Below are 23262 nucleotides of genomic sequence, written 5' to 3' on the forward strand. Positions count from 1 at the left end.
TTAATCTGCGCCGTTTATGGCGACCTGATTGCGCCCTCGTTTCTTGGCTTCATAGAGCGCATTATCGGCCAGCCGCAGTAAATCTTCTTTCCTGCTGGCATGATCGGGGAAGGTGGCCACGCCAAGTGAAATCGTCACCGTACCCAGCGAATGCCCGCCATAAAAGAGCTCAAGCGCTTCGATGCGGCGGCGGAGTTCTTCGGCCCGCGCACCGGCGATATCAGCGGCAGCTTCCGGCAGTATCAACATAAACTCCTCGCCACCAAAGCGACAAACCACATCGCCAGGCCGCGCCAGGCTGGTCATCTGCGTTGCCAGTTCTTCGAGCACACGGTCCCCGGCCTCATGCCCAAAGGTATCGTTAAAACGTTTAAAATGATCGACGTCGAGAGTGATCACCGATAGGGGCTTGCCGGATCGCGATACCCGCTGCATTTCGCGCTCGAGGGTTTCTTCCAGATAGCGCCGGTTGTACAGGCCGGTCAGTGGGTCACGGACCGACTCACGACGCAGTTTTTCAGTGAGCCGCAGGTTACTTAAAGCGAGCGACAGGCGCTCCGCCACAGTTTTTGCCAATGCCAGTTCATGATCGTTCAGCTTGACCGAATCCTCTTTGGAACTCGCCAGGTATAAGGTGCCCAACACCTCATCCCGGGTGACCAGCGGTATGCATACGGAAAAACTCAGCTTCTGCTCGTCGGCGTGGGCACAGAAGAGTTCGGCCGACTCACTCGAGGCTTTATAGGTACGCCCCAGACGCAGGGCGCGACAGTCTTCCGGATGAAAGCGCGCAACCGGTTCAATACCATTGCTCCAGTCCATAATGAGTTCAGCATAATCGCGCGACGGAGCAGTAAGATAGAGCGCCCCCGGTATCTGCGGTAACAGTTTTTGAAAGGCTCTGGCGGTCGCGCTATAGGCTTCAGTTTCCGTGTTGGATGACACCAGCATCGACTGCAGCCCCGATAGTATCTTAGTTTCTCGTTCTGCCAGCTCCAGCTGATCGGCCATCCGGTTAAAATCGCCAGCCAATACGCCCAATTCATCCGAGCGTGTATCTTCAACCCGGGCAGACAGATCTCCGCTCTCAATACGACGTGCGGTCAATCGCAGTTTCTCAATACTGGAAATAACGCCCATTTGCATCAGCAGCAACAGCGCGACACCTAAGCCCACTCCCATTACCGGCAGCAGGATTGCCATCCGTTCGACCACTTGCATGCGCTGGTCGACCTCCGCCTTCACTTCGGTATGCAAGAGCTCTTTTTCGGCGATGACATCGCCGATGATGACGCGCATTTCATCGACCAGTTCTTTACCGCGACCCGAAGCGACCAGTGCTGAACTCACGTCCTCTGCTTCCCGGTAAGTATGGGCGATTTCGCGCCACCGGCGCTCTAATTGCTCGATTAAATTATCAGTACGATTTCGATCTTCTGCCGACCAGGCCGTCTCATTCAGCTGATTAACCAGTGCCGCAAGCTGGCCGCTAGTTACTTCTATCGGCAGCCAGGTTGCGTCAGCTTTCTCATCAGGCACATCACGCAAGGCCCGGCTTCGGGCAGCCTGGTATTGTTCGTGTTCATATTGTATCTGTTCGATCAGCGCATCACGACGCAGCAGCTCCTGCATCCGGTTCAGATGGTAATAGGCATTGAAACTATGACTGAAGAGACGACCAGGTGACCGGGAGCGCGCCGCGATCGCCGGTTCGGCAATTTCATTTAACCATCGAGCGAACAGTGCTTCCATGCGATCCAGCTGAGGCTCTGCACCGTTGTAACCTGCAAGTTGACGCCATTCGTCAGCCAATTTAACGAACTGCGTACGGGCATTCTCATAGGGTTCGAGAAACTCCTCGTTACCCGTGATAATGAAGCCCCGCTCGCCGGTTTCGGCGTTAACGACTGCCTTGAGCAACTCGGTGCGCAAGGCGATTTCACGCACAAGTCGCTCAGACTGATCCGACAGCCGTTTCACGCTTTCCATATTGACGGACACAACCCAGGATAGCCCCGCCACGATCACAATGGGCACGGCGAAACCAGCAATAATCTGAGCGCGCAGGGGAATATGTCTCCAGAATGAAAGTGATCGGTTTGTCTTCACGTTGAATCCTTTTTCAGCCCTTTCCCTTGATGAGAGGTATGTGGCCTATAGCCTAGACCATCAAGCGTGGAAAGCCAGCTTCGTGACTGCCATCGGACCACAGCGGTAATGGCATTTGCTCTTAGCGTCCGCGCCCTTTACACTCAGTCTGTAACTGACCGATCTTAACAGCAGGAAGCAGCAATGGCAGCCTTTGGTACCGTTTTCATGCCTAAAATGGCACTTACTACTTTTGATGATGAAGGCTGGACTACCCCCGAACAAGTGTCCGCAGAGCAGATTAACCTGCATCCCGGCGCGCATGTATTGCACTATGCCAGCAGCTGTTTTGAAGGCCTGAAAGCCTTTCGCCACAAAGACGGTTCGGTCAATATTTTTCGCATGGAGGCAAATATTGCCCGCCTGATTCAGAGTGGCCGATTGTTGTCCTTGCCCGAAATCAGCCCTGAGCTGTTAGAAGAAATGATTATCGGCATAGTCGCTCATTATGCTGATGAGGTACCGGAGCCGCCGGGCTCAATGTATATCCGGCCCACCCATATCGGCACCGAGCCGGCGATAGGCAAGGCTGCCAGCCCCAGCAGCACCTCCATGCTCTACATTTTGCTGTCGCCGGTCGGCGATTACTTCAGTGGTGGTGCTAAACCATTGCGACTGCTACTTGAGGAGGAAGGCTCACGCTGTGCTGCGCATATGGGCATGGTGAAGAGTGGCGGTAATTATGCCAGCGCGCTGCAACCTATTATGCAGGCCCGCAAAGAAGTGAACGCCGATCAGGTGCTGTTCTGCCCGGGTGGCGATGTACAGGAAACCGGTGCCGCGAACTTCTTACTCATCGATGGCAACGAGATTATCACCAAGGCCCTGGATACGTCGTTTTTACATGGCATCACGCGGGATTCGCTGCTGACGCTGGCGCGCGACATGGGAATGACTGTCAGTGAGCGTGAGCTCAGCGTGGAAGAATTACTGGAACGGGCAGCTAAACCCGGTACTGAGGCTGCGCTGTCTGGTACCGCGGCAGTTCTGACTCCGGTCGGTACGCTTATCCACAACGGCAAGGACTACCATGTTGGCAGCGGAGCTCAGGGCCCGACCACTGACAAGTTACGCCGGGCACTTAACGCCGTGCAGTGGGGTGAAGCCACTGACAACCACGGCTGGCTTACCAAAGTGTGATGGCAATGGCTTAGATTAAAACCAGAGCGCACTGCACCAACAGCGCGATGTTGGCAATCAGGCCTATCAGATAGAAATAGCTGCGCGGGCTGGGGTTTTTCTCAGTCGCGATGCCGTAGTACAGGATCATGTGGAAAATACGCGCTAAGGCATAAATCCAGATCCAAATGCCCATCCAGAATACGCTGACACCCATAAACAGGCCGAGAAATATCGTGGCCAGCATAAAGGTAGTGTTTTCGAGCGAATTCATAAAGGTGCGATGGGTACGGAAAACCAGCGAAGAATGGCTTAGCGAAGGGTCAATTTTACCGGGTATCGCATCGGGCTGTTTTGCCTTGGTCGTGGCAGCAATCACGGACTGCACAATGACAGTGGCAATAATAACGATGATTCCCCAAAATATCAGTGGATAGCTAGCGGTCATGGTTTGAATATCCCAATTATGTTTTTATTTACGGCCACCGGATCAGGCTGGCCGCCGGGCTGAGCGGGCTCATCACGTTCGCTGAAGCGGTGCTTACACTGAACGCATTCGACCGTCTCGACATCATCCTCGACAAACAGCATCAAAGTATCAAGGGCATTACACGCCGGGCACTGGGCACCAGCAATAAAACGTTTACGTTGTCGGGCCATATTCACCTCTGTTGGCATGCGGTATAATTGTGGCAGACTTTGCGCGAAATTTCGCATATTTCATTTAAAAAAGCAGCTAAACACCTAAGCTCGGGAGCTTTATGATAAACATCCGCGCCATGACCCTGATGCGTGGCGGTAAGCTATTGCTACAAGACGCCGATATTACCATTTTCCCGGGCCACCATGTGGGCCTGGTAGGTCGCAACGGTACCGGTAAATCCTCGTTGTTTGCGCTGTTACGCGGTGAGCTGCAGGTGGAGCAAGGCAGCTGCGATGTGCCATCGGGCTGGCGCATTGCCAGTGTCCGCCAGGAAACCCCGGCGCTGGATCAGCCTGCCATTGAATACGTGCTGGATGGTGATACCGAGCTACGGGCGGTACAAAAAAAGATTGCTGACGCCGAGCACCGGCAGGATGGCCATGCCATCGGCCGGCTGCATGACGAGCTGGGTACCATCGGCGGCTATGACGCCAATGCCCGCGCGGCCAGCCTGCTCGACGGCCTGGGCTTCACCCCGGCGCAGATCCACCAGCCGGTGCATGCCTTTTCCGGCGGCTGGCGGATGCGCCTGAACCTGGCACAGGCGCTGATAGCCCGCGCCGATTTATTGCTGCTGGATGAGCCGACCAACCACCTGGATGTCGATGCTATTTTCTGGCTGGAAGACTGGTTACAGCGATTTCCCGGTACCCTGATGGTGATTTCTCACGACCGGGATTTTCTGGATGCCATTGCCCAGCAGATCATTCACATCGAACATCAGCAGGCCACCAGTTACAACGGCAACTACAGCAGCTTTGAGCGCCAGCAGGCCGAGCAACTGGCGCAGCAGCAGGCGCTGTTTGAAAAAGAGCAGGCCCAGAAAAAGCATTTGCAAAGTTATATTGACCGCTTTCGCTATAAAGCCAGTAAAGCCCGCCAGGCACAGAGCCGGATCAAGGCGCTGGAGCGGTTGCAGGCGAGCGCGCCTATGCTGGCCCGCAGCGGCTTTAACTTCAGCTTCCGCAAACCTAACCAGTTGCCAAATCCGCTGCTGACGCTGGACAAAGTGCAGGCGGGTTATGGCGATCTGACTATTTTAAAAGACATTAAATTTAACCTGGTACCAGGCAGCCGCATTGGCCTGCTCGGCCGCAACGGCGCGGGTAAATCGACGCTGGTTAAACTGCTGGCTGGCGAGCTCGAGCCGCAGGCCGGTGTGGTGCAGCTAAACCCCGGCGTAAGCCTGGGCTACTTTGCCCAGCATCAGCTTGAGTTACTGGATTCACGCGCGACACCATTACAGCACCTGCAACGTCTTGATGAGAAGGCGACGGAACAGCAACTGCGCGACTTCATCGGTGGCTTTGGGTTTTCCGGTGATATGGCGAGTTCACTGGTCGAGCCGATGTCCGGTGGTGAAAAAGCCCGGCTGGTGCTGGCGCTGATTGTCTACCAGAAACCCAATATGCTGTTACTCGATGAGCCCACCAACCACCTGGACAGTACCATGCGCGAAGCACTGGTATTTGCCTTGCAGGATTTTGAAGGCGCCATGGTTATCGTTTCGCACGACCGCCATTTGCTGCGCACCACGGTTGACGAGTTCTACTTAGTTGCGAACCAGCAGGTCAATCCTTTTGACGGCGACCTCGATGCCTACCACGAATGGCTGAAACAGCAAGTTTCGGCGTCAGCGCCTGCAGCCGGCGAGCCAATCCCCGCTTCGGATAAGGGCGACCGGAAGGCGGAAAAACGCCAGGCTGCAGAGCGCCGTCAGGCCCTGAAGCCGCTGAAAGACCAGCTGCAAAAAGCTGAAAAACAGATGTCTGAAGTCAGCACACAACTGGATGCGCTGAACGACCGCCTGGCCGACAACGGCCTTTATGATGCAGAACGCAAAGCAGAACTGACAGACCTGTTGCAGCAACAAGCCAGCCTTAAGCAGAAACTGGAAACCGTCGAGGCCGCCTGGATGGAAGCGGCTGAAGCACTGCAACAGGCCGAGGAAGGAAGCTGATGGAAATTCCCTGGCAGCAACTTGATGAGCAGACGCTGGTTAATTTGATTGAGAGCTTCGTGCTGCGCGAAGGCACGGACTATGGCCTTGAAGAAAAGTCGATGGAACAGAAAGTTGCAGATGTAAGGCTGCAATTGCAACGCGGTGAAGCGGTGCTGGTGTGGTCAGAATTGCACGAGACAGTAACTATTCTGCCTGCCGATGGTAGGTAAAGATCTCGCGCCAGTTAACCGCCGGATCGCCCATAATAATGAAATTCGGATTCCCCAGATTGGGTTCCTGGTTATAGGTCAGCGGGTCAAAATATTCACTGAGAATATTGCCGCCGGCCTCACCGACAATGACCTCGGCGGCAGCGGTATCCCACTCCCCGGTAGGTCCAACTCTCAAGAAGCAATCCGCTTTGCCTTCAGCGATAAGACAAGCCTTCAGCGAACAACTACCCACACGCACTAATTCGAGCTCGCGCTCGCTGCCCATCCGATCCAGTACCAGGGCTTCGGGCTGGCGTCTGCTTATCGCCACTTTCAGCGGGTCACGTTGCGGGTCATCGAGATAACGGACCTCAACTTTGCGCTTACCCTGCCGATCCTGTTTATAGGCGCCCTTGCCCTGTTGGGCGGTAAAGAGCACATCCTCAGTTGGCCAGTAGATGATCCCCAATACCGGGCGGTTATGCTCCACCAGGCTAATCACCACACCAAAGTCCCCGCTTTGCCTGATAAATTCCTGGGTACCGTCGATGGGATCAATTATCCAGTAACGGGGCCACTTGCGGCGCTCTTCAAAGCTAAGATGGGAGCCCTCTTCAGAGAGCACGGGAATATCAGGGGTTAAATCGGCAAGGGCATCGAGTATCACCCGGTTAGCGGCAAAATCCGCACTGGTGACCGGCGAATCATCCTCTTTTTCAAAGGTTTCGAAATCCTGATCGCGATACAGCTCAAGGATAAGTGCGCCGGCGCGCACCGCGATATCGGCGGCGCCCTCCAGCCACTCGGTCAGCTGATCCGGACTGCTATAATCACGTGATTCATTAGTCATGACCGTTACGCTCCCTTAGCATCATCAGCAGCGCCGCAATACTGCGGGCTTCAGTGAAATCTTCCTGATCCAGCAGCGCATCGACTTTCTGCAGCGACCAGGGCACCAGTTCCAGCGGTTCAGGTTCATCACCAGCAAGCTGCTCGGGATACAGGTCACGGGCAATGAAGATATGCATGGTCGCGGCAAAAAACTGGGGCGCCATGGTCACACTTTTCAGCGGAATAAGTTCGCGCGCACCGTAACCAATTTCTTCCTTCAGTTCGCGGATAGCTGCCTGTTCGGGACTCTCGCCGGCATCAATCAGGCCTTTGGGAAAACCAAGCTGATAATTGTGCAGACCGGCTGCGTATTCCCGTACCAGCATGATAGTATCGTCATCCATAAATGGCACCATCATGACAGCGCCCCGGCCGCTGCCCTGCATGCGTTCAAACTGACGTTCAACGCCGTTGCTGAAACGCAGATCGATCGCCTCAATGCGCAGCAATCTGCTGCGGGCGACGGTTTGCCGGGTCAGTATTTCGGGAATTTGTTTGCGCGCCATCACAGATCCGTTTAAAGCTGGCTCAACATGCTTGGTTTTAGTTACTATAACGGGAAAGAACAGCACCGCACAACCTAAAGGAGTCCTTAATGAGCCAGACCAAGACACAATTTGACGCAGTAGTGATTGGCAGCGGCCCTGGTGGCGAAGGCGCGGCCATGCAACTGGCAAAAAGTGGCTGCTCGGTCGTAATGATCGAAAAACACAGCTCCATCGGTGGTGGCTGTACCCATTGGGGAACCATTCCGTCGAAAGCGTTGCGGCATTCGGTAAGCCGGCTCATTGAATACCACAGTAATCCACTGTTCTCGAACGACCGCATTCAGCGCGGCCTGACGTTCGCCGAGATCCTGAAACACGCCCAGGGCGTGATCCGCAAACAGGTCAATCTACGCAGCAGTTTTTATAACCGCAACGGCGTGACAGTGATTCACGGCGTCGCCAGTTTCGAAAGCGAGAGCTGTATCAAGGTGGTTCAGGACGACGGCGTCGAAGAATATATCGAAACCCGGCAGGTGGTGATAGCCAGCGGCTCACGCCCTTATCATCCCGAAGACGTCGACTTCAGCCATCCGCGGATTTATGACTCCGACACTGTGTTAGCCCTGGAGCACGAGCCGCGCAGTATTATCATTTACGGCGCTGGCGTGGTTGGCTGTGAATACGCCAGCATTTTCCGTGGCCTCGGCGTTAAAGTAGATCTGATCAATACCCGTGATCGCTTGTTGTCATTCCTGGATGCGGAAATTTCCGATGCGCTGTCTTATCATCTGCGCAACAGTGGCGTTGTGATTCGCCATAACGAAGAATATGAAAGCATCGAAGGCACCGATGACAATGTGGTCATGAAGACCAAGTCCGGCAAGCGCATTGTTGCTGACTGTCTGCTGTTTGCCAATGGTCGCTCGGGCAATATCGAAGAGCTGCAGGTCGATAAAGTGGGCCTGAAACCGAATTACCGGGGGCAGCTTGAAGTGTCGAAGCTTTATCAGACCTCGACTGACAACATCTATGCAGTCGGCGACATCATTGGTTATCCGTCGCTGGCCAGCGCCGCCTATGATCAGGGCCGTATCTGTGCCACCGCGATGTTGTCGGGTGATTGCGCCCAGCGCCTGAAAAGCGATATCCCGACGGGAATTTATACCATCCCGGAAATCAGTTCAGTGGGTAAAACTGAAGAAGAGCTGACGGAACAGCGGGTTCCTTATGAAGTCGGCCGCGCCCAGTTTAAACATCTGGCCCGGGCCCAGATTTCCAATATGGCGGTGGGTAGCCTGAAGATTTTATTCCATCAGGAAACCAAAGAAGTACTGGGTATTCACTGTTTTGGTGAGCGGGCGGCGGAGATTATCCATATCGGCCAGGCCATCATGGAGCAGAAAGGTGAAGCCAATACCATTGAGTATTTTGTCAGCACCACCTTTAACTATCCGACCATGGCCGAAGCCTATCGGGTAGCAGCACTGAACGGGCTCAACCGCCTACGGGGCTGAGCCTGCTGAGCTGCTGACCGGCAGCTCTACCCGTACCTGCAAGCCTCCGAGTTGTTCGCTGCGGCCCAGACTAATATGGCCGCGGTGACGCTCAATAATCCGTTTCACAATGGCTAATCCTAGCCCCGAGCCGCTGGTTGCGCGCGCCTTGTCGCCCTGTGTAAAGGGCAGCAACAAATGCTCGACATCGGTGGCCGGGATGCCGGGTCCATCATCGCTGACACTGAACCAGACCTGCTGCTCATCCACATCAAAGCCGGTATCAATCTGAATACGCTGGCGACCATAGCGCTCGGCATTTTCCAGCAAATTGAGTAATACCCGCTTAATAGAAATCGCCCGCACCGGAACATCGGGAATGGTCTGGTAATTCACGGTAATGATCGATTTCCAGGTATCCGGCACATGCCCCACCACATCTTCAATCAGGTAGTTCAGGTTCTGGGTTTCATTGTCGGCAGACGTATCGATGCGTACATAGTCGATAAACTGATCAATGATGGCATTCATATCATCGATATCACTGATAATACCCTCAGCGAGAAAATCCTCGCTCGGTGGCATCATTTCGGTGGCTAACCGGATCCGTGTCAGCGGCGTGCGCAGGTCGTGGGATACCCCGGCCATCAACAACGCGCGATCCTGCTCCAACTGCTGCACGCCTTTGGACATCTGGTTAAAGGCGCGGGTTACAGCAATCACTTCGGTGGAACCGCGTTCAGGCAACTGCTCCGGCACTTCGCCCCGGCCAATTTTGCGCGCCGCTGCCTGCAGGGCCTTAAGCGGCCTGTTCTGCCAGTTGGTAAAGAGCATGCCGCCCAAGACACTGAGGATACCGATCAGGATAAGATAGAACAGTAACGGCGAAAACCGCGCTTCATCAAAACTGTCCAGTTCCATCTGCAGCCAGTAATCCGGCATCCCTTCAGTATGGATCCAGACCTGATAATTCTTTCCCTGCGAGATCCGCACCTCGGCGTCAGTGCCAAGCAGGCGGCTCATCTCTGAGGATAAAAAGCTATAACCGGTGGTTTGGGTCAGACCCTGTTGCAGCGCTTCATTCTGGCTCATGAGCTTGATGCCGGTGGCAGCGGTGTATGCGCGCGCCAGATCGCGCTTTTCAGGCATCGACAAGCGGCTGTCGGAGAGCCATTGGTCCAGGGTCAGTACCCCTTCTACCTGGCGGGCGACCACGGAACTGATTTGCTGCATGCTGGGCTTGACCACATACAAACCCACCATGATGTACGACACCACCTGATTAATCAGCAGCAGACCGGCAATTAATGCGACAGTGCGGGCAAATGCGGAACGCGGCAGAATTCGCATCAAGGCTTACGCTGACTTACTTTCGCCGTCGGGCACGAACACGTACCCGAGTCCCCATACGGTCTGAATGTAGCGTGGGTTGGCAGGATCGGCTTCCAGCATGCGCCGCAACCGCGAAACCTGAACATCAATGCTGCGCTCGAGCGCGCTGTAGTCGCGTCCACGGGCCTGATTCATCAGCTTATCCCGCGACATCGGCTGCCGTGGGTGGGTAACTAAGGCTTTCAGGACAGCGAACTCACCGCTGGTCAGCGGCATAGGTTCATCGCCACGGAACATCTCGCGGGTACCCAGGCTAAGCCGGAAGTCACCAAATTTGATCTGCTCGTCACTGTTGGACGGCGCGCCGGGGATTTCTTTGCCGCGACGGCGCAACACAGCGCGGATCCGGGCTAAGAGTTCACGAGGGTTAAAGGGCTTGGCCAGGTAATCATCGGCACCCAGTTCGAGGCCGATAATGCGATCCACTTCATCACCTTTGGCGGTGAGCATGACAATAGGAATATCATTACTGGCCTGGCGCAGGCGGCGACAGATTGATAGCCCGTCCTCGCCCGGCAGCATCAGATCCAGCACCATCAGGTGAAAGTTCTCGCGCTCGAGTAAACGGTCCATCTGTTCGCCCTGGCCAGCGGTGCGTACATAAAAATTCTGCTCGCTCAGGTAACGCTCCAGCAGGCTGCGTAGCCGCGCGTCATCGTCGACGACCAGAACCTTGAAGGTTTCCTGTGACATCCCGTGCTCTCCGTTAAATAGGCATCTGCAGCTACTATAAAAGAAGCGGCGGGTTTTACCAATAACCGCGATGTAACACAGCGCGGCTTTTTGTTTCCAAATGTTTTAGCGCAGTTGGTGTTTAAGCACTTTGCCGTTGGCGTTACGAGGCAGTTCCGGCAGCACCTCAAAAGCCCGCGGGATTTTATAATCCGCGATGTGCTGCTGCAAAAAGGCTTTCAGTTCGGCGGCCGGATCAGCCAGCTCATCGCGCAGCACCAGCCAGGCTTTGGCGGTTTCACCCCACTCCTCGTGCGGGATCCCGGTAACCGCGGCTTCTGCGACTGCGGGGTGCTGGGTCAGGGCGTCTTCAATCTCGCGCGGATAAATATTCACGCCGCCCGAGATAATGATGTCTTTCATACGGTCTTTTATCCAGTAAAAGCCATCTTTATCACGTACGCCGATATCGCCGGTTTTCAACCAGCCATCTTCGGTAAAGGTTTCAGCCGTGGCATCGGGCTTATTCCAGTATTCCAGCATCAGGCTGTCGCCCTTAAGCTGAATTTCACCGGGCTCATTCACCGCTGGCTGCTTGCCGTTTTTATCGCGTAACCGGACTTCGCAGCCCAGCGCCGCGCGCCGTCCCACTGATCCGGCTTTGTCCGCATGCTCTGAAGGCAGCAATAAGGTGCCGGAAGGGCCCGCTTCGGTCAGTCCATATACGCAGTAGAACTGATCGGTTCGGAAGGCCTTTTGCACCAGTTGGGTCTGCTGAGTGGATAAAGGCGCGCCGCCATATATCCAGCAACGCACCGATGACAGATTACGCTCGCTGACTTGCGGATGCTGGGCGGTCAGCAAATAAGCCACCGGTGCACCGAAGAAGTGCGTTATCCGCTCCTGCTCGGTCAAATTCAACAGCAAATCAGGCGTAAAGGTGGGTGCCACCACATGGGTCGCCCCAACCAGGGTACCGGCCATCAAAAACAAATTCAGCGGCGCCGAATGGGTAAAAGGCATCAAATGCAATAACCGGCTTTCGGGCGCCATTTTCATCTCAACCGCAATCATGGTAGCGACAGCCGCGATTGCCTTATGGTTAAACAACACGCCTTTGGGCCTGCCGGTGGTGCCGGAGGTATATAACAGGGTACAGGGGTCCTCATCCGCGCGTGCGCAGATAGCGGCCAGCTCGCTCTGGTCAGCAAGCTGGCTGGCCGGTGAATCCAGCCAGTAGCCACTGACATCGTCGTTCAGCAGGGGCTTAAGCGCTGCGTCGGTCATCTGACAGGTCAGCACCAGGCGAATGCCGGCATCATCAATAATGTAGTCCAGCTCCGGCGTGGCCAGACGCACATTAATTGGTACTGCTATTGCGCCCAGTTGCTGAATCGCGAAAAAGCCGACGATAAAGCCGTAGCTGTTAGGCATCACCAGGCCCACACGCTGCCCAGCTTCCACACCATGCTCACTGCGCAGCAGTTGCGCCAGCCGGGCAGCATGCTCTGCCAGTTGCTGCCAGCTATAGCGCTGGTCGCCGGCAATCACGGCTTCCCGTTCAGCATATTTACGGCCATTGCGGGCCAGCAAATTCGCGATAGTCATATCCCTGTTCCCTTGGTTACTTATTCCGAAGCTGGCTTGTTCTTCACAAACTCGTCCAGCCAGTTAGTGGTTTCCCAGAGCATATGCAGCACCGACTCACGCGCGCGATAGCCATGCGATTCCAGCGGCAGCATCACCAGCCGGCTGGTGCCGCCAAGGCCTTTAACAGCCTGATACAGGCGCTCGCTCTGCATCGGGAAGGTACCCGAGTTGTTATCATTCATGCCGTGGATCATCAGCAATGGCTCATTGATCTTGTTGGCATGGAAGAACGGCGACATGCGCACATAAAGTTCAGCGTCATCCCACACGGTGCGTTCTTCGCGCTGGAAGCCAAACGGCGTCAGGCTACGGTTATAAGCGCCACTGCGCGCCACACCGGCGGCGAATAAATCGCTGTGCGCCAGAATATTGGCGGTCATAAAGGCACCATAGGAATGGCCTCCCAGCGCCACCCGCTCCGGGTCAGTCACGCCGCGGTCAACACCGGCTTTAATCACCGCTTTGCCGTTCATGACCAGCTGTTCGAGAAAGCTGTCGTTCGGCCGCTGCGCGCCCTCGCCAACAATAGGCATGGTAGCGGCATCCATGACCGCATAGCCCTGGGTTGCCAGGAACTGCGGCGTCCAGTAGCTGATGCGGTTGAACTCATAAGGTGAGCCCGACACCTGTGCGGCAGCCGAGGAACTCTTATACTCACGTGGATAAGCCCAGACGATAGTCGGCAACGGGCCATCTTTTTCTTTATCGTAGCCCGCTGGCAGGAAGAGCTTGGCCGACATCGCCAGACCATCTTCACGTTCATAGTGAATCAGTTCGCGACTGATACCTAAGGTGTGCGGCATCGGGTGCGAGGTGTCAGTCAGGGCAGTCAGTTTGTCCTGCTTCAGATCCCGGATATAGAAATCTGCTGGCTCGTCCACCGCTTCGCGCCGGGTCAGGAAGGTCAGTGCCGCGGGGTCAATCAAATCCACCGGCTCTTCGTAGTAAGGCGCTGCTGAGCGCCACAGGCGTTCGGTGCGGCCGTCGCTCAGATAGTAGCGGTCAATAAAGGGGCGATCACCTTCATCAGATGCACCGTCGCCGGTCAGCAACATGGCACCGTCGGCAAGGTAAAGTAACTGGCGACCATCACGGGTGATCGTCTGCGGCGTACCCGGATTGTTGTATCTGTCTTCCCATGAACGCTCCCACACCAGGCGCGGCTCGTTTGCGCCAGTAGTGTCGACTAACCAGAGCTTTTCATCGCGATCGGCCCACCAGCGTTCCCAGACCAGCGCGTGTTGCGCGTCTGCGGCCAGTAAGCGGGCATAACGTTTGCTTAAATCCACCAGCTTCTGCGGCTCGCCGGTAAATGGCGCTGCCAGTTGAAACACCTGATCACGGATCTCGGCTTCATTGGCCGGGTCGCCCCCATCGGTGGCCTGTGCCCAGACCAGGGTCGCGTCAGCGTCATTGCGCCAGCTGATGTCACGACGGCCGGTCACCACCGCATCAAATGCGATTGGCATATCATCGGCCAGCGGCTGATCAACCACCTGATAAATGGTGCGGCCTTTGGTATTCCATACATCGGTAGTGCGGGCAAACCGGTAATGGGGAACCGCATAGGAATAAGGCGCCTGCAGGGTAGTCACCAACAGGTAATCATCGTTGGGTGACAGGCTGATGTCATCAATCACTGCCGGAATATTCAGCTCGGTGGCTTTGCCACGGGTGCTGATATGCATCACCTGACTGGTGAAGTAATAGTCAAACAGGGCCTCATCATATTTACCCTGGAGCAGATCCTGATAGGTCCGTGCCGGAGCGCTGCGGCCGCGGCTTTCGGTAATAACCGGCCCGGTCGGTACCGGGTTACGCTTGGGTTCTTCACCGCGGTTGCCTGGCACCGTCAGCACATAGACACCCTTGCTATCATGGCTCCACTCAATTTGGCTGCCCCAGACCGCGTTAATCTTTTCTTTGCTCCACCGCTTTGCTTTCTGCTTAGCGACATCAACATGCCAGAGGTTGACCGCATCATCGTTCATCTGCAAAAACGCAAAGGCTGAGCTGTCAGGAGCCCAGGACAAACCGATCACCTTCAGATTTTTCGGCAAGCCTTTAATCGCGGTCTCGTTGCCGTTGTTCACGTCAATCAGGCTCAGCTTATTAATATAACGGGCCTGGCTGATGCTGTTATTGGCGGGGTTAATACGGCGGCCGGCCAGTTTATATTCCGGCGCGGCAAGATCGCTGATTTCCGGCAGCGCCGGGTAGCCGGTAACCACCAACAGACGGCCATCCGGGCTCAGACCGGCGCCGGGAGATGGTGCCGCATCAACGATATCGATAATTTCCTGTGCCGGTTTCTGGTAATCCAGCTTCACCGGGTTGGCCGCCGCGCTTTGCAGACTCGCAGCGAATGCCAGCCCGACTGTAAGCGCCAGCAATTGCGTCAAATTTTTCATATTGGTTTACTCCGCCTGGTTAAATCCGCGTGTGATCAATGCCTCAACATCGATGCCCTGAGGTAAGGTACCATAATTGCTATGGGGCTGATCGCCAAGGCGGCTGGCACAGAACGCATCAGAGAGGTTGTTCGGCGCATGTTGCACCAGCAGCGCCCCCTGCAGGGTCAGTGCCAGCTGGTCAACAATACTGCGCGCCCGGTACGCCATATTACTGGTATCAGCGAAGGCATCCTGCAGCCGGTTAACCGCCCGATCCAGGTACTTGTTGCCACCGCGGGCCGCTTTGATTTCCGTAAAATAGGCATCCAGCACCTCCGGCTGTTTGCTGATAGCGCGCAGCACATCAAGACACTGGATGTTGCCGCTGCCTTCCCAGATGGCGTTGATCGGCGCTTCACGATACAACCGCGGCATAATGCAGTCTTCCATCACCCCGCTACCACCAATACATTCCATGGCTTCATAGGCGTGATTCGCCGAGCGCTTGCAGATCCAGTACTTACCTACAGGTACGGCGATACGCGTGAGCAATTTCTCGTGTTCATCATGCAGGTTATCCATGGCGCGGGCCATGCGCATGGTGAAGGTCATTGCAGCTTCACTCTCCAGCGCCAGATCAGCGAGCACGTTCTGCATCAGTGGTTGATCGTCAAGCTTCGCACCGAACGCCGCGCGGTGATGGCAGTGATGCAGCGCCTGCACCGCCGCCTGCCGCTGCCCCGCCGATGAGCCAATCATGCAGTCGTAGCGGGTCATGGCTACCATCTCGATAATAGTACGTACGCCGCGGCCTTCTTCACCTACCATCCAGGCCAGCGCGCCACGCAGTTCCGCTTCGCTGGAGGCGTTGGCGACATTGCCCATCTTATTTTTCAGGCGCTGAATCTGCAGCGGATTCTTACTGCCATCAGGCCGCCAGCGCGGTAGCAGGAAGCAGCTCACCCCGTTATCGGTTTGCGCCAGCACCAGGAATGCATCGCACATGGGGGCTGACACGAACCACTTATGGCCGACCAGTTCATAGGCCTGGCCTGGTCCTTGCTGATCAATCGCATAAGCACGGGTGGTATTGGCTCTGACATCCGAGCCACCCTGTTTTTCGGTCATTGCCATGCCGATGGTCAGGCCCCGTTTTTCGCTATGGGGTACATTACGGCCGTCGTAGTGCGGAGCGATGATCTTAGGCACCCAGAGCTTAGCCAGATCCGGCTGATGCTGCAGCGCCGGCACCGCGGCAAAGGTCATGGTAATGGGACAGCCATGCGCGGCTTCAACCTGAGTATGCAGATAATATTTAGCCGCGCGCGCCACCTGGGCACCAGGCTTTGGATCAGCCCAGGGGCTGCTGTGCAACCCGTTTTCAACCGCAATCTGCATCAGCTGGTGATAGGCGTCATGGTATTTTACTTCGTCAATACGATGACCAAAGCGGTCGTGGGAGTGAAACTCCGGCTTATTGGCATTGGCTTTAAAGCCCAGTTCAATAATATCGCTGCGCCCGGCCAGTGCACCAAAAGCGCTGATATCGTCTTCGGCCCAGCCGGCGCCCTCACGGCGGACCGCTTCCTGCAGCGCCACATCGGATGTATACAGGTTATAGTTTTCCAGCGCCGGCGGCTGATTAAACACCTCATGAGTGCTGGCAAGAAATTTCTCTGCCTGACTGAAGGATTCTTTGCTCATTGCGGATACTCCTTACGCGTCAGCCCGGCCAGGCAAAACGCAATAATATGATCAATAGTGGTCTCGTTTTGGGCCGGAGGCTCAGCCAGCGGCCCGACCAGGGCTTCAGCCAGCGCGCCAACCATAGCCGTACTGGTCAGCCGGGCATCCTGGTGCGGCAGCTCACCATGGTCGATGCCGAAACTGATCACCTGTTCAAACAATCGGGCGTAGCGCTGGCGATAGCGTAGCCGCTGCTCATCAACCGCCGGATCGACAGGTTCAGCAATCAACGCCCACGCCGTGCGTGGTTTCAGCAGCGCCCGCCGGGCAAACACCCGTAAGCCGGCCTCTACCCGCTCACTGCTCTGCCCCGGCTCCTGAAGTGCGGCGGCGACCTGCCGCACTTCCTGCTCGGTGGCACGGCGAAAGTAGTCGGCAAACAGGGCTTCTTTGCTGGCGAAGTAGCGGTACAGCGTACCGGCCGCGATACCGGCCCGCTCGGCAATCTGTGCCATCTGCACGAGTCTGAAGCCACTTGCGTCGACCAGTTCGGCCGTCGCCTGAAGTATTTGCTGGCGGGTTTTTTCTTTGCGTGCTTTACCACGCTCGGTTTCACGATAGGCCATTGTTGAATACCAAAATTAGTGGCTACCAAAGAAGTGAATCACGATTCATTTCTTTGGTCAAGCCAGTTGATTTTCTCATCGCCATTCTTAGCACCGATTGTTATACTGCCGCCAGCAACAACTCTGGAGACGTTATGCCTGATATAGTCATCGCCTTTTTTGCACTTGGTTTGCTGGCCGGGGTACTGAAATCTGATCTCAAGGTTCCGGGCTCGGTTTATGAAATTCTAACCATATTGCTGATGCTGAGCATCGGTATCAAAGGTGGTCTGGCACTCCATGCTGACGCCGCCAGTATTGAATTAAGTCAACTCCTGCTCGTCGGCGCCCTCGGCCTGATTATTCCCTTACTGGTGTACCCGGTACTAAGCTACGCGGTGAAACTGAATCCAGCTAACGCTGCCAGTATCGCGGCCCATTATGGCTCAGTCAGCGCCGGTACCTTCGCCGTAGCCTGGGCGCTGGCCGAAAGCGCTGGCATGCCGCTGGCACCAGAAACCACCCTCTTTCTGGTCATTCTCGAGCTACCAGCCATTATCCTGATGCTGGCCCTGTATCAGCACCGGGATCCAAACATCGAAGGCTCGATGGCAGCCATCTGGATTGAAGCCCTAACCAGCCGCGGTGTGATTTTGCTGATCGGCGGTGTGCTGTTGGGTTGGGCGTACGGCCCGGAGGGGCTGGCACCTATCGAAGGGGTTGTGGTCGGGGGCTTTAAAGCCTTCCTGTCATTGTTCCTGCTGGAAATGGGGCTCTGCACCGCGCGGGTATTCCAGCCACTGCCCTGGCAGCACTGGCGTCTGATCATATTCGCGGCGCTGGCTCCTTTCCCGCTGGCCTGGCTCGGTCTGGCCGTCGGTTGGTGGCTGGAACTACCTACTGGCAGCGTGCTGGTGCTGGCCGCGCTCACCGCCAGTGCGTCCTATATCGCCGCACCGGCTGCAATCCGCGCCGCCATCAAAAAAGCCGATATCGGGCTGGCCATGCTCGCCTCGCTGGGCATCACCTTCCCCATCAACGTGCTAATACACATACCACTACTCGCCGCCTGGCTGGATAAATAGCCATTGCGCGGGTGAATTTATGAGAACCAACTTAATTACCCGCGCGGGCTACCATAAGTTAGAGGCTGAACTGCAGCATTTGTGGCGCGTGGAGCGCCGCGAAACGACTGAGAAGGTGGCCTGGGCCGCAAGTCTCGGAGACCGCTCGGAGAACGCGGACTATAAATACAATAAGCAGAAGCTGCGGCAGATTGACCGCCGCATCCGCTTTCTGAGCAAGCGCCTGGAAGACCTCAAGATCGTTGACTATTCTCCTCAGCAGAACGGCAAAGTGTTTTTCGGTGCCTGGGTAACTATTGAGAATGACGCCGGCGATGAGCGGCGCTTTCGCATTGTCGGGCCCGACGAAATTTATGACCGCAAGGATGTCGTCTCCATTGATGCGCCTATGGCCCGCGCGGCCCTGGGTAAACAGGTGGATGATGAGGTCAGAGTCAGTACGCCAGGCGGCATCAAAACCTGGTTTATTACTGCGATCAATTATGAGGTGAATGCCGATGCCTGACACCAAGCCGGAGTGTATTCTGGTCGTGGATCTCGAAGCCACCTGCTGGGACCATCCGCTAGCCAGCACGGGCGAGAAGCAGACCGTCGATGACATGGAGGTGATTGAGTTTGGTTGCGCCATGGCAACGCCTGACGGCAAGGTGATCAGCTCCGCAAGCTTTATGGTCAAGCCGGTGGTTCACCCCGAACTCAGCAACTTCTGCAAAGGCCTGACCGGTATCGATCAGGAGCAGGTTGACGCCGCGCCACGTTATGCCGACGCCGTCGCGCAACTTGACCGCTGGCTGTCGGAACAGCCGCAGCCGGATCTCTGGTGCAGCTGGGGCAACTACGATAACCGCCAACTGCAGGCCGAAGAGCAGCGCCATCAGGTCGCCCCGGCATTTATGAAATTGCCCCATTACAACCTCAAACAGGTCTGGTGCCAGAGCCACCACAAGCCCATGCGCACCAGTCTGCGCAAGGCCCTGGCGTTTCATAACATGGAGTTTAAAGGCCGCCTGCACCGCGGTATTGATGACGCTGAAAATATCGCCCGGCTGCTGCCTTATGTGAACTGGGATCTGGCTGAAACGTCCTGAGGCTGGCGCCCGCCAGTAAAACCCGCCAAATTTTTCATTTGAGCCACCCGCTCGCCGGTTCAGGCTGGTATACTTGAGCCCGTTTTTTTTCAGCATGAGAGATGATATGAGCTCGATTACTCAGCAAATCGCGAACGAGTTAGCGGTCAGTTCGCAGCAAGTACAGGCTGCTATCGCGCTACTTGATGACGGCGCTACGGTGCCCTTTATTTCGCGCTACCGGAAAGAAGCGACCGGCGGCCTGGATGATACCCAATTACGTAACCTGGCCTCGCGCCTGGGTTATCTGCGTGAACTGCAGGATCGCCGCGCAGTCATTCTCGCCAGCATCCGTGATCAGGGCAAGCTCACTGATGAGCTTGAGCGAGCCATTCTGGGCACCGAGTCAAAGACTGAGCTCGAAGATCTCTACCTGCCGTTTAAGCCAAAGCGCCGCACCAAGGGCCAGATCGCGATCGAAGCGGGCCTGGAGCCACTGGCGGACGCGCTCTTTACCGATCAGGATCTGGATCCCGAGCAGCAGGCCACCCAGTACGTTAATGCCGAAGCGGGTTTCGCTGATACCAAAGCGGTGCTTGAAGGCGCCCGGTTTATTCTGATGGAGCGCTTTGCTGAAGATGCCGCGCTGCTGAAGAAGGTACGCGACTACCTCTGGAATAACGCTGAGATCAACAGCACCGTGGTAGCGGGTAAAGAAACTGAAGGGGCTAAGTTCCGCGACTATTTTGAATTCAGCGAAGGCCTGAAAAAAATACCATCGCATCGGGCGCTGGCGTTGTTCCGCGGTCGTAACGAAGGTTTCTTACAGCTCAAACTGGATGCTGACCCGCAACAGGACGATCCCAAAGCGCGCAGCTATGGCGAGCAACTGATCGCTGCCCATGTTGGCTTTAGCGAGCAGGGTCGCCCGGCGGATGCCTGGTTGCAGCAAACCGTGCAGTGGGCATGGCGCATCAAGATCCTGCTACATATGGAAACCGAGCTGTTTGGAACGGTGCGTGAGCGCGCCGAACTAGACGCGATTCAGATCTTCGCCAATAACCTGAAAGATTTGCTGATGGCCGCACCGGCCGGCGCTAAGACCACCATGGGCCTGGACCCGGGCGTACGGACCGGCATTAAAGTGGCGGTCGTCGACAGCACCGGTAAGGTACTGGGCACCAACACCGTATTCCCGTTCCAGCCGCAGAATCAGGTCGACAAAGCCATGCGCACCCTTGCCGGAATGTGCAAGCAACATAAAGTCGAGCTCATCTCCATAGGTAACGGCACCCATTCGCGCGAAACCGACAAGCTGGTTGAAGCCATGCTCAAGGCGAGCCCCGAGATTAAGGCCGCGAAAGTCATGGTCAATGAAGCCGGGGCTTCCATTTATTCAGCGTCCGAGCTGGCCGCGAAAGAATTTCCTGATCTCGACGTGTCGCTGCGCGGCGCCGTATCTATCGCCCGCCGGCTGCAGGATCCACTGGCAGAGCTGGTGAAGATTGAGCCTAAATCCATTGGTGTGGGCCAGTACCAGCATGATGTGAGTCAGGCGCAACTGGCCCATAGCCTCGATGCTGTCGTCGAAGACTGTGTAAACGCCGTCGGCGTGGATCTCAATACCGCCTCCATGCCACTACTGGCCCGGGTGGCTGGCCTGAGCAAAACCATGGCACAGAATATCGTGGTACACCGCGACAGCAACGGCCGCTTTAACAGCCGCAAAGAACTGCTTAAAGTGGCCCGTATGGGGCCGAAGTCGTTTGAGCAGGCAGCGGGCTTTTTGCGTATTACTAACGGCGAGCAGCCGCTGGACGCCTCAGCGGTTCACCCCGAGGCCTATCCGATAGTCGAGCGTATTGCGAAGCAGCATGATAAGCAGGTAGCCGGCATTATCGGCGATACCGGCTTTCTCAAGAGCCTGAACCCGGCTGATTATGTAGATGAGCGTTTCGGTTTACCGACCGTTAAAGATATTTTCAGCGAGCTGGATAAACCCGGCCGCGACCCACGCCCTGAATTTAAAACCGCGACCTTCAAAGAAGGCGTGGATACCATGCAGGATCTCAAGCCTGGCATGACCTTAGAAGGTGTGGTCAGTAACGTGGCGGCATTTGGTGCATTTGTGGATATCGGTGTGCATCAGGATGGTCTGGTGCATGTATCGGCGCTGGCAGATAAATTTGTCAGTGATCCACGCGACGTGGTCAAAGCGGGCGATATCGTGAAAGTGAAGGTGCTTGAGGTTGATCTGCAGCGTAAACGCATCAGTTTGTCGATGCGGCTGAACGATGAGCCGGTTGCGGCAGCGCCAGCCGCTGCAGCCAAGCCAGCGGCTAAAGGGAATAAGCCAGCTGCAGCGAAGCCCAAACCAGCTCCGGCACCCGCTGCCAACTCAGCGATGGGTTCAGCTTTTGCTGACGCCTTCGCTAAAGCTAAAAAGTAGGATAAAAAAAAGCAGCTGATTAATTCAGCTGCTCTGATGGCTTGCGCAGGCTGGCATTCACCAGTTCCCGGAACTGATGTCTATGCTCACGGAAGGCCTGCCGCAAGTCTTCAACCTGCTTCTGCAATTCGTTCAGCGTGGGCATATGCATTTGCTCGGCTATGGTCTTAGCGCGCGCATCCAGAAATTGCTTACGCACCTGATAGTACTGGCGTAGCTTCGCAATCAACACATCGTATTCATGCTGCAACCTTTCCATGGTGGTTTCACAGCTAATCCCGCCTTCATTCCGCAAGGCCTTAAATTGCATTTCCAGCCGCGCTTTTTCAACCTGAAAGCCGTTGGTGCGCTTGAGGTTGCTGGTCAGTCCCAGCCAGCTACAGCTGCGGATCAGCCATTTGGTAGGGTCGTAATGCCACCAGCGGATACCGTTACGGTAATCGGCTGAGAAAATATGGTGATAGTTGTGATAACCCTCGCCGAAAGTCAGAAACGCCAGCCAGCCGTTATCGCGGGCAGTGTTGCGGTCGGTGTAGGTCTGCTTACCCCACATATGGGCCAGCGAGTTAATAAAGAAAGTGGTGTGGTGGTTGATCACCAGCCGGGCAAAGCCAACCAGCAAAACCGCGCCCCAGATATCGCCAACCATCAGGCCTAACGCCACCGGCCAGCCAAAAGTGGTCAGCAGGGTCAGGGTCAGATAATTGCGGTGCTGCCACATCACCACAGGATCGTTTTGCAGATCCTTGCAGTTATCGTAGTTGCTGTAGCGTGAGGCGTGATACTCACGCAACATCCAGCCAATGTGCGAATACCAGAAACCGCGCTTCGCCGAATACGGGTCTTTATCGTTGTCATCTACATGCTTGTGATGTTCACGATGATCCGATGACCAGTGCAAGGCGCTATTCTGCACCGCGAGGGCGCCACCTAATGCGAACAGAATCCGCAGGCTCCAGTGGGCATCGTAGGTTTTATGCGCCCACAGCCGATGGTAACCGGCGGTAATTGAAATACCGGCGAAGCCAATGGTGGCGATCATCGCAACCACCAGGGTGGTCGAGAAACCATGGGTCAGTCCGTACCAGGGTACGCCGATGACAGACACGAGAAAGGTAATCGCAAACACCAGGGTGGTGAGCCAGATTAACGGGGGCTTCTGAATTTTTTCTGAGGACATATACAACAATTTTAAGCTAACAAGTGTACGCTCAATTTACAGGTATTAACCCGGTAACGCAATGTCTGTAACACTTATCTGCGATAA

Annotated in this window: 20 protein-coding genes; 8 read left to right on the top strand and 12 right to left on the bottom strand. The window is 55.8% G+C overall.

The genetic code is table 11. The features are described 5' to 3' along the window. Window positions 1-2109, bottom strand: a complete 2109-nt coding sequence (locus IDSA_RS11835; protein ID WP_051986117.1) for a diguanylate cyclase — start codon at window positions 2107-2109, stop codon at window positions 1-3. A 183-nt stretch (window positions 2110-2292) separates the two neighbouring features. Between IDSA_RS11835 and IDSA_RS05720 the strand changes: the two genes are divergently transcribed. Beyond that, entirely contained in the window at window positions 2293-3288 is a 996-nt protein-coding gene (locus IDSA_RS05720; RefSeq protein WP_034775109.1) for a branched-chain amino acid aminotransferase, read from the top strand. A gap of 10 nt (window positions 3289-3298) precedes the next feature. Here IDSA_RS05720 and IDSA_RS05725 read toward each other — a convergent pair whose 3' ends face one another. Together IDSA_RS05725 and IDSA_RS05730 are read right to left on the bottom strand one after the other, a co-directional pair. Continuing rightward, window positions 3299-3715, bottom strand: coding sequence for an MAPEG family protein (locus IDSA_RS05725; RefSeq protein ID WP_034775110.1), 417 nt, complete (start codon window positions 3713-3715; stop codon window positions 3299-3301). Further along, window positions 3712-3927 carry a YheV family putative zinc ribbon protein gene (locus IDSA_RS05730; RefSeq protein WP_034775111.1) on the bottom strand — a complete coding sequence of 72 codons (216 nt, stop codon included), beginning with the start codon at window positions 3925-3927 and terminating at the stop codon, window positions 3712-3714. Before IDSA_RS05730 ends, IDSA_RS05725 begins: the two co-directional genes overlap by 4 nt. 101 nt (window positions 3928-4028) lie before the next feature. Between IDSA_RS05730 and IDSA_RS05735 the strand changes: the two genes are divergently transcribed. Both IDSA_RS05735 and IDSA_RS05740 read left to right on the top strand, forming a co-directional pair. Next, on the top strand, window positions 4029-5930 hold the full coding sequence (locus IDSA_RS05735) for an ATP-binding cassette domain-containing protein (protein ID WP_034775112.1): 1902 nt from the start codon (window positions 4029-4031) through the stop codon (window positions 5928-5930). Further along, the gene (locus IDSA_RS05740) at window positions 5930-6142 is read left to right on the top strand and encodes a YheU family protein (RefSeq protein WP_034775113.1); all 213 of its coding nucleotides are present in this window, start codon (window positions 5930-5932) and stop codon (window positions 6140-6142) included. Before IDSA_RS05735 ends, IDSA_RS05740 begins: the two co-directional genes overlap by 1 nt. Here IDSA_RS05740 and cysQ read toward each other — a convergent pair. Beyond that, window positions 6117-6974: a 3'(2'),5'-bisphosphate nucleotidase CysQ gene (gene cysQ, locus IDSA_RS05745; protein ID WP_051986118.1), complete on the bottom strand. Its 858-nt coding sequence runs from the start codon at window positions 6972-6974 to the stop codon at window positions 6117-6119. The genes IDSA_RS05740 and cysQ overlap by 26 nt on opposite strands. Beyond that, window positions 6967-7521 carry an ADP compounds hydrolase NudE gene (gene nudE, locus IDSA_RS05750; protein ID WP_034775115.1) on the bottom strand — a complete coding sequence of 185 codons (555 nt, stop codon included), beginning with the start codon at window positions 7519-7521 and terminating at the stop codon, window positions 6967-6969. Before nudE ends, cysQ begins: the two co-directional genes overlap by 8 nt. Window positions 7522-7610: 89 nt before the next feature. Here nudE and sthA point away from each other — a divergent pair, with 89 nt between their 5' ends. Then, window positions 7611-9017, top strand: coding sequence for a Si-specific NAD(P)(+) transhydrogenase (sthA, locus tag IDSA_RS05755; protein ID WP_034775116.1), 1407 nt, complete (start codon window positions 7611-7613; stop codon window positions 9015-9017). On the opposite strand, the gene envZ is transcribed toward sthA, so the two are convergent. From envZ to IDSA_RS05785, 6 genes are all read right to left on the bottom strand, one after another. Beyond that, entirely contained in the window at window positions 9006-10346 is a 1341-nt protein-coding gene (gene envZ / locus IDSA_RS05760) for a two-component system sensor histidine kinase EnvZ (RefSeq protein WP_034775118.1), read from the bottom strand. The two genes, sthA and envZ, sit on opposite strands and share 12 nt — an antisense overlap. Before the next feature lie 6 nt (window positions 10347-10352). Next, on the bottom strand, window positions 10353-11081 hold the full coding sequence (gene ompR / locus IDSA_RS05765) for an osmolarity response regulator transcription factor OmpR (protein WP_034775119.1): 729 nt from the start codon (window positions 11079-11081) through the stop codon (window positions 10353-10355). Window positions 11082-11186: 105 nt separating this feature from the next. After that, window positions 11187-12668, bottom strand: a complete 1482-nt coding sequence (locus IDSA_RS05770) for a class I adenylate-forming enzyme family protein (protein WP_034775120.1) — start codon at window positions 12666-12668, stop codon at window positions 11187-11189. A 20-nt stretch (window positions 12669-12688) separates the two neighbouring features. Further along, complete coding sequence (locus IDSA_RS05775; RefSeq protein ID WP_034775121.1) at window positions 12689-15121, bottom strand: S9 family peptidase; 2433 nt, start codon at window positions 15119-15121, stop codon at window positions 12689-12691. 6 nt (window positions 15122-15127) lie between these two features. Next, window positions 15128-16807, bottom strand: coding sequence for an isovaleryl-CoA dehydrogenase (locus tag IDSA_RS05780; RefSeq protein WP_034775122.1), 1680 nt, complete (start codon window positions 16805-16807; stop codon window positions 15128-15130). Then, window positions 16804-17415: a TetR/AcrR family transcriptional regulator gene (locus IDSA_RS05785; RefSeq protein WP_034775123.1), complete on the bottom strand. Its 612-nt coding sequence runs from the start codon at window positions 17413-17415 to the stop codon at window positions 16804-16806. The genes IDSA_RS05780 and IDSA_RS05785 overlap by 4 nt, the downstream gene beginning before the upstream one ends. A gap of 134 nt (window positions 17416-17549) precedes the next feature. Between IDSA_RS05785 and IDSA_RS05790 the strand changes: the two genes are divergently transcribed. From IDSA_RS05790 to IDSA_RS05805, 4 genes are all read left to right on the top strand, one after another. After that, entirely contained in the window at window positions 17550-18479 is a 930-nt protein-coding gene (locus IDSA_RS05790) for a sodium-dependent bicarbonate transport family permease (protein ID WP_034775124.1), read from the top strand. A gap of 19 nt (window positions 18480-18498) precedes the next feature. Continuing rightward, window positions 18499-18984, top strand: coding sequence for a transcription elongation factor GreB (greB, locus tag IDSA_RS05795; protein ID WP_034775125.1), 486 nt, complete (start codon window positions 18499-18501; stop codon window positions 18982-18984). Further along, window positions 18977-19567 (top strand): 3'-5' exonuclease, encoded by a 591-nt coding sequence (locus IDSA_RS05800; protein ID WP_034775126.1) that lies wholly within the window; start codon window positions 18977-18979, stop codon window positions 19565-19567. The genes greB and IDSA_RS05800 overlap by 8 nt, the downstream gene beginning before the upstream one ends. Before the next feature lie 106 nt (window positions 19568-19673). Continuing rightward, entirely contained in the window at window positions 19674-21995 is a 2322-nt protein-coding gene (locus IDSA_RS05805; protein ID WP_034775127.1) for a Tex family protein, read from the top strand. A 19-nt stretch (window positions 21996-22014) separates the two neighbouring features. On the opposite strand, the gene IDSA_RS05810 is transcribed toward IDSA_RS05805, so the two are convergent. Continuing rightward, window positions 22015-23160 (bottom strand): fatty acid desaturase, encoded by a 1146-nt coding sequence (locus IDSA_RS05810; RefSeq protein WP_198024049.1) that lies wholly within the window; start codon window positions 23158-23160, stop codon window positions 22015-22017. Window positions 23161-23262: the final 102 nt, after the last annotated feature.

It is taken from the genome of Pseudidiomarina salinarum, from assembly GCF_000753715.1.
GTDB lineage: Bacteria > Pseudomonadota > Gammaproteobacteria > Enterobacterales > Alteromonadaceae > Pseudidiomarina > Pseudidiomarina salinarum.

Coding starts and splice junctions, on each gene's coding strand:
- IDSA_RS05720 (WP_034775109.1), top strand. CDS start 2,293: ATGGCAGCCTTTGGTACCGTTTTCATGCCTAAAATGGCACTTACTACT.
- IDSA_RS05725 (WP_034775110.1), bottom strand. CDS start 3,715: ATGACCGCTAGCTATCCACTGATATTTTGGGGAATCATCGTTATTATT.
- IDSA_RS05730 (WP_034775111.1), bottom strand. CDS start 3,927: ATGGCCCGACAACGTAAACGTTTTATTGCTGGTGCCCAGTGCCCGGCG.
- IDSA_RS05735 (WP_034775112.1), top strand. CDS start 4,029: ATGATAAACATCCGCGCCATGACCCTGATGCGTGGCGGTAAGCTATTG.
- IDSA_RS05740 (WP_034775113.1), top strand. CDS start 5,930: ATGGAAATTCCCTGGCAGCAACTTGATGAGCAGACGCTGGTTAATTTG.
- cysQ (WP_051986118.1), bottom strand. CDS start 6,974: ATGACTAATGAATCACGTGATTATAGCAGTCCGGATCAGCTGACCGAG.
- nudE (WP_034775115.1), bottom strand. CDS start 7,521: ATGGCGCGCAAACAAATTCCCGAAATACTGACCCGGCAAACCGTCGCC.
- sthA (WP_034775116.1), top strand. CDS start 7,611: ATGAGCCAGACCAAGACACAATTTGACGCAGTAGTGATTGGCAGCGGC.
- envZ (WP_034775118.1), bottom strand. CDS start 10,346: ATGCGAATTCTGCCGCGTTCCGCATTTGCCCGCACTGTCGCATTAATT.
- ompR (WP_034775119.1), bottom strand. CDS start 11,081: ATGTCACAGGAAACCTTCAAGGTTCTGGTCGTCGACGATGACGCGCGG.
- IDSA_RS05770 (WP_034775120.1), bottom strand. CDS start 12,668: ATGACTATCGCGAATTTGCTGGCCCGCAATGGCCGTAAATATGCTGAA.
- IDSA_RS05775 (WP_034775121.1), bottom strand. CDS start 15,121: ATGAAAAATTTGACGCAATTGCTGGCGCTTACAGTCGGGCTGGCATTC.
- IDSA_RS05780 (WP_034775122.1), bottom strand. CDS start 16,807: ATGAGCAAAGAATCCTTCAGTCAGGCAGAGAAATTTCTTGCCAGCACT.
- IDSA_RS05785 (WP_034775123.1), bottom strand. CDS start 17,415: ATGGCCTATCGTGAAACCGAGCGTGGTAAAGCACGCAAAGAAAAAACC.
- IDSA_RS05790 (WP_034775124.1), top strand. CDS start 17,550: ATGCCTGATATAGTCATCGCCTTTTTTGCACTTGGTTTGCTGGCCGGG.
- greB (WP_034775125.1), top strand. CDS start 18,499: ATGAGAACCAACTTAATTACCCGCGCGGGCTACCATAAGTTAGAGGCT.
- IDSA_RS05800 (WP_034775126.1), top strand. CDS start 18,977: ATGCCTGACACCAAGCCGGAGTGTATTCTGGTCGTGGATCTCGAAGCC.
- IDSA_RS05805 (WP_034775127.1), top strand. CDS start 19,674: ATGAGCTCGATTACTCAGCAAATCGCGAACGAGTTAGCGGTCAGTTCG.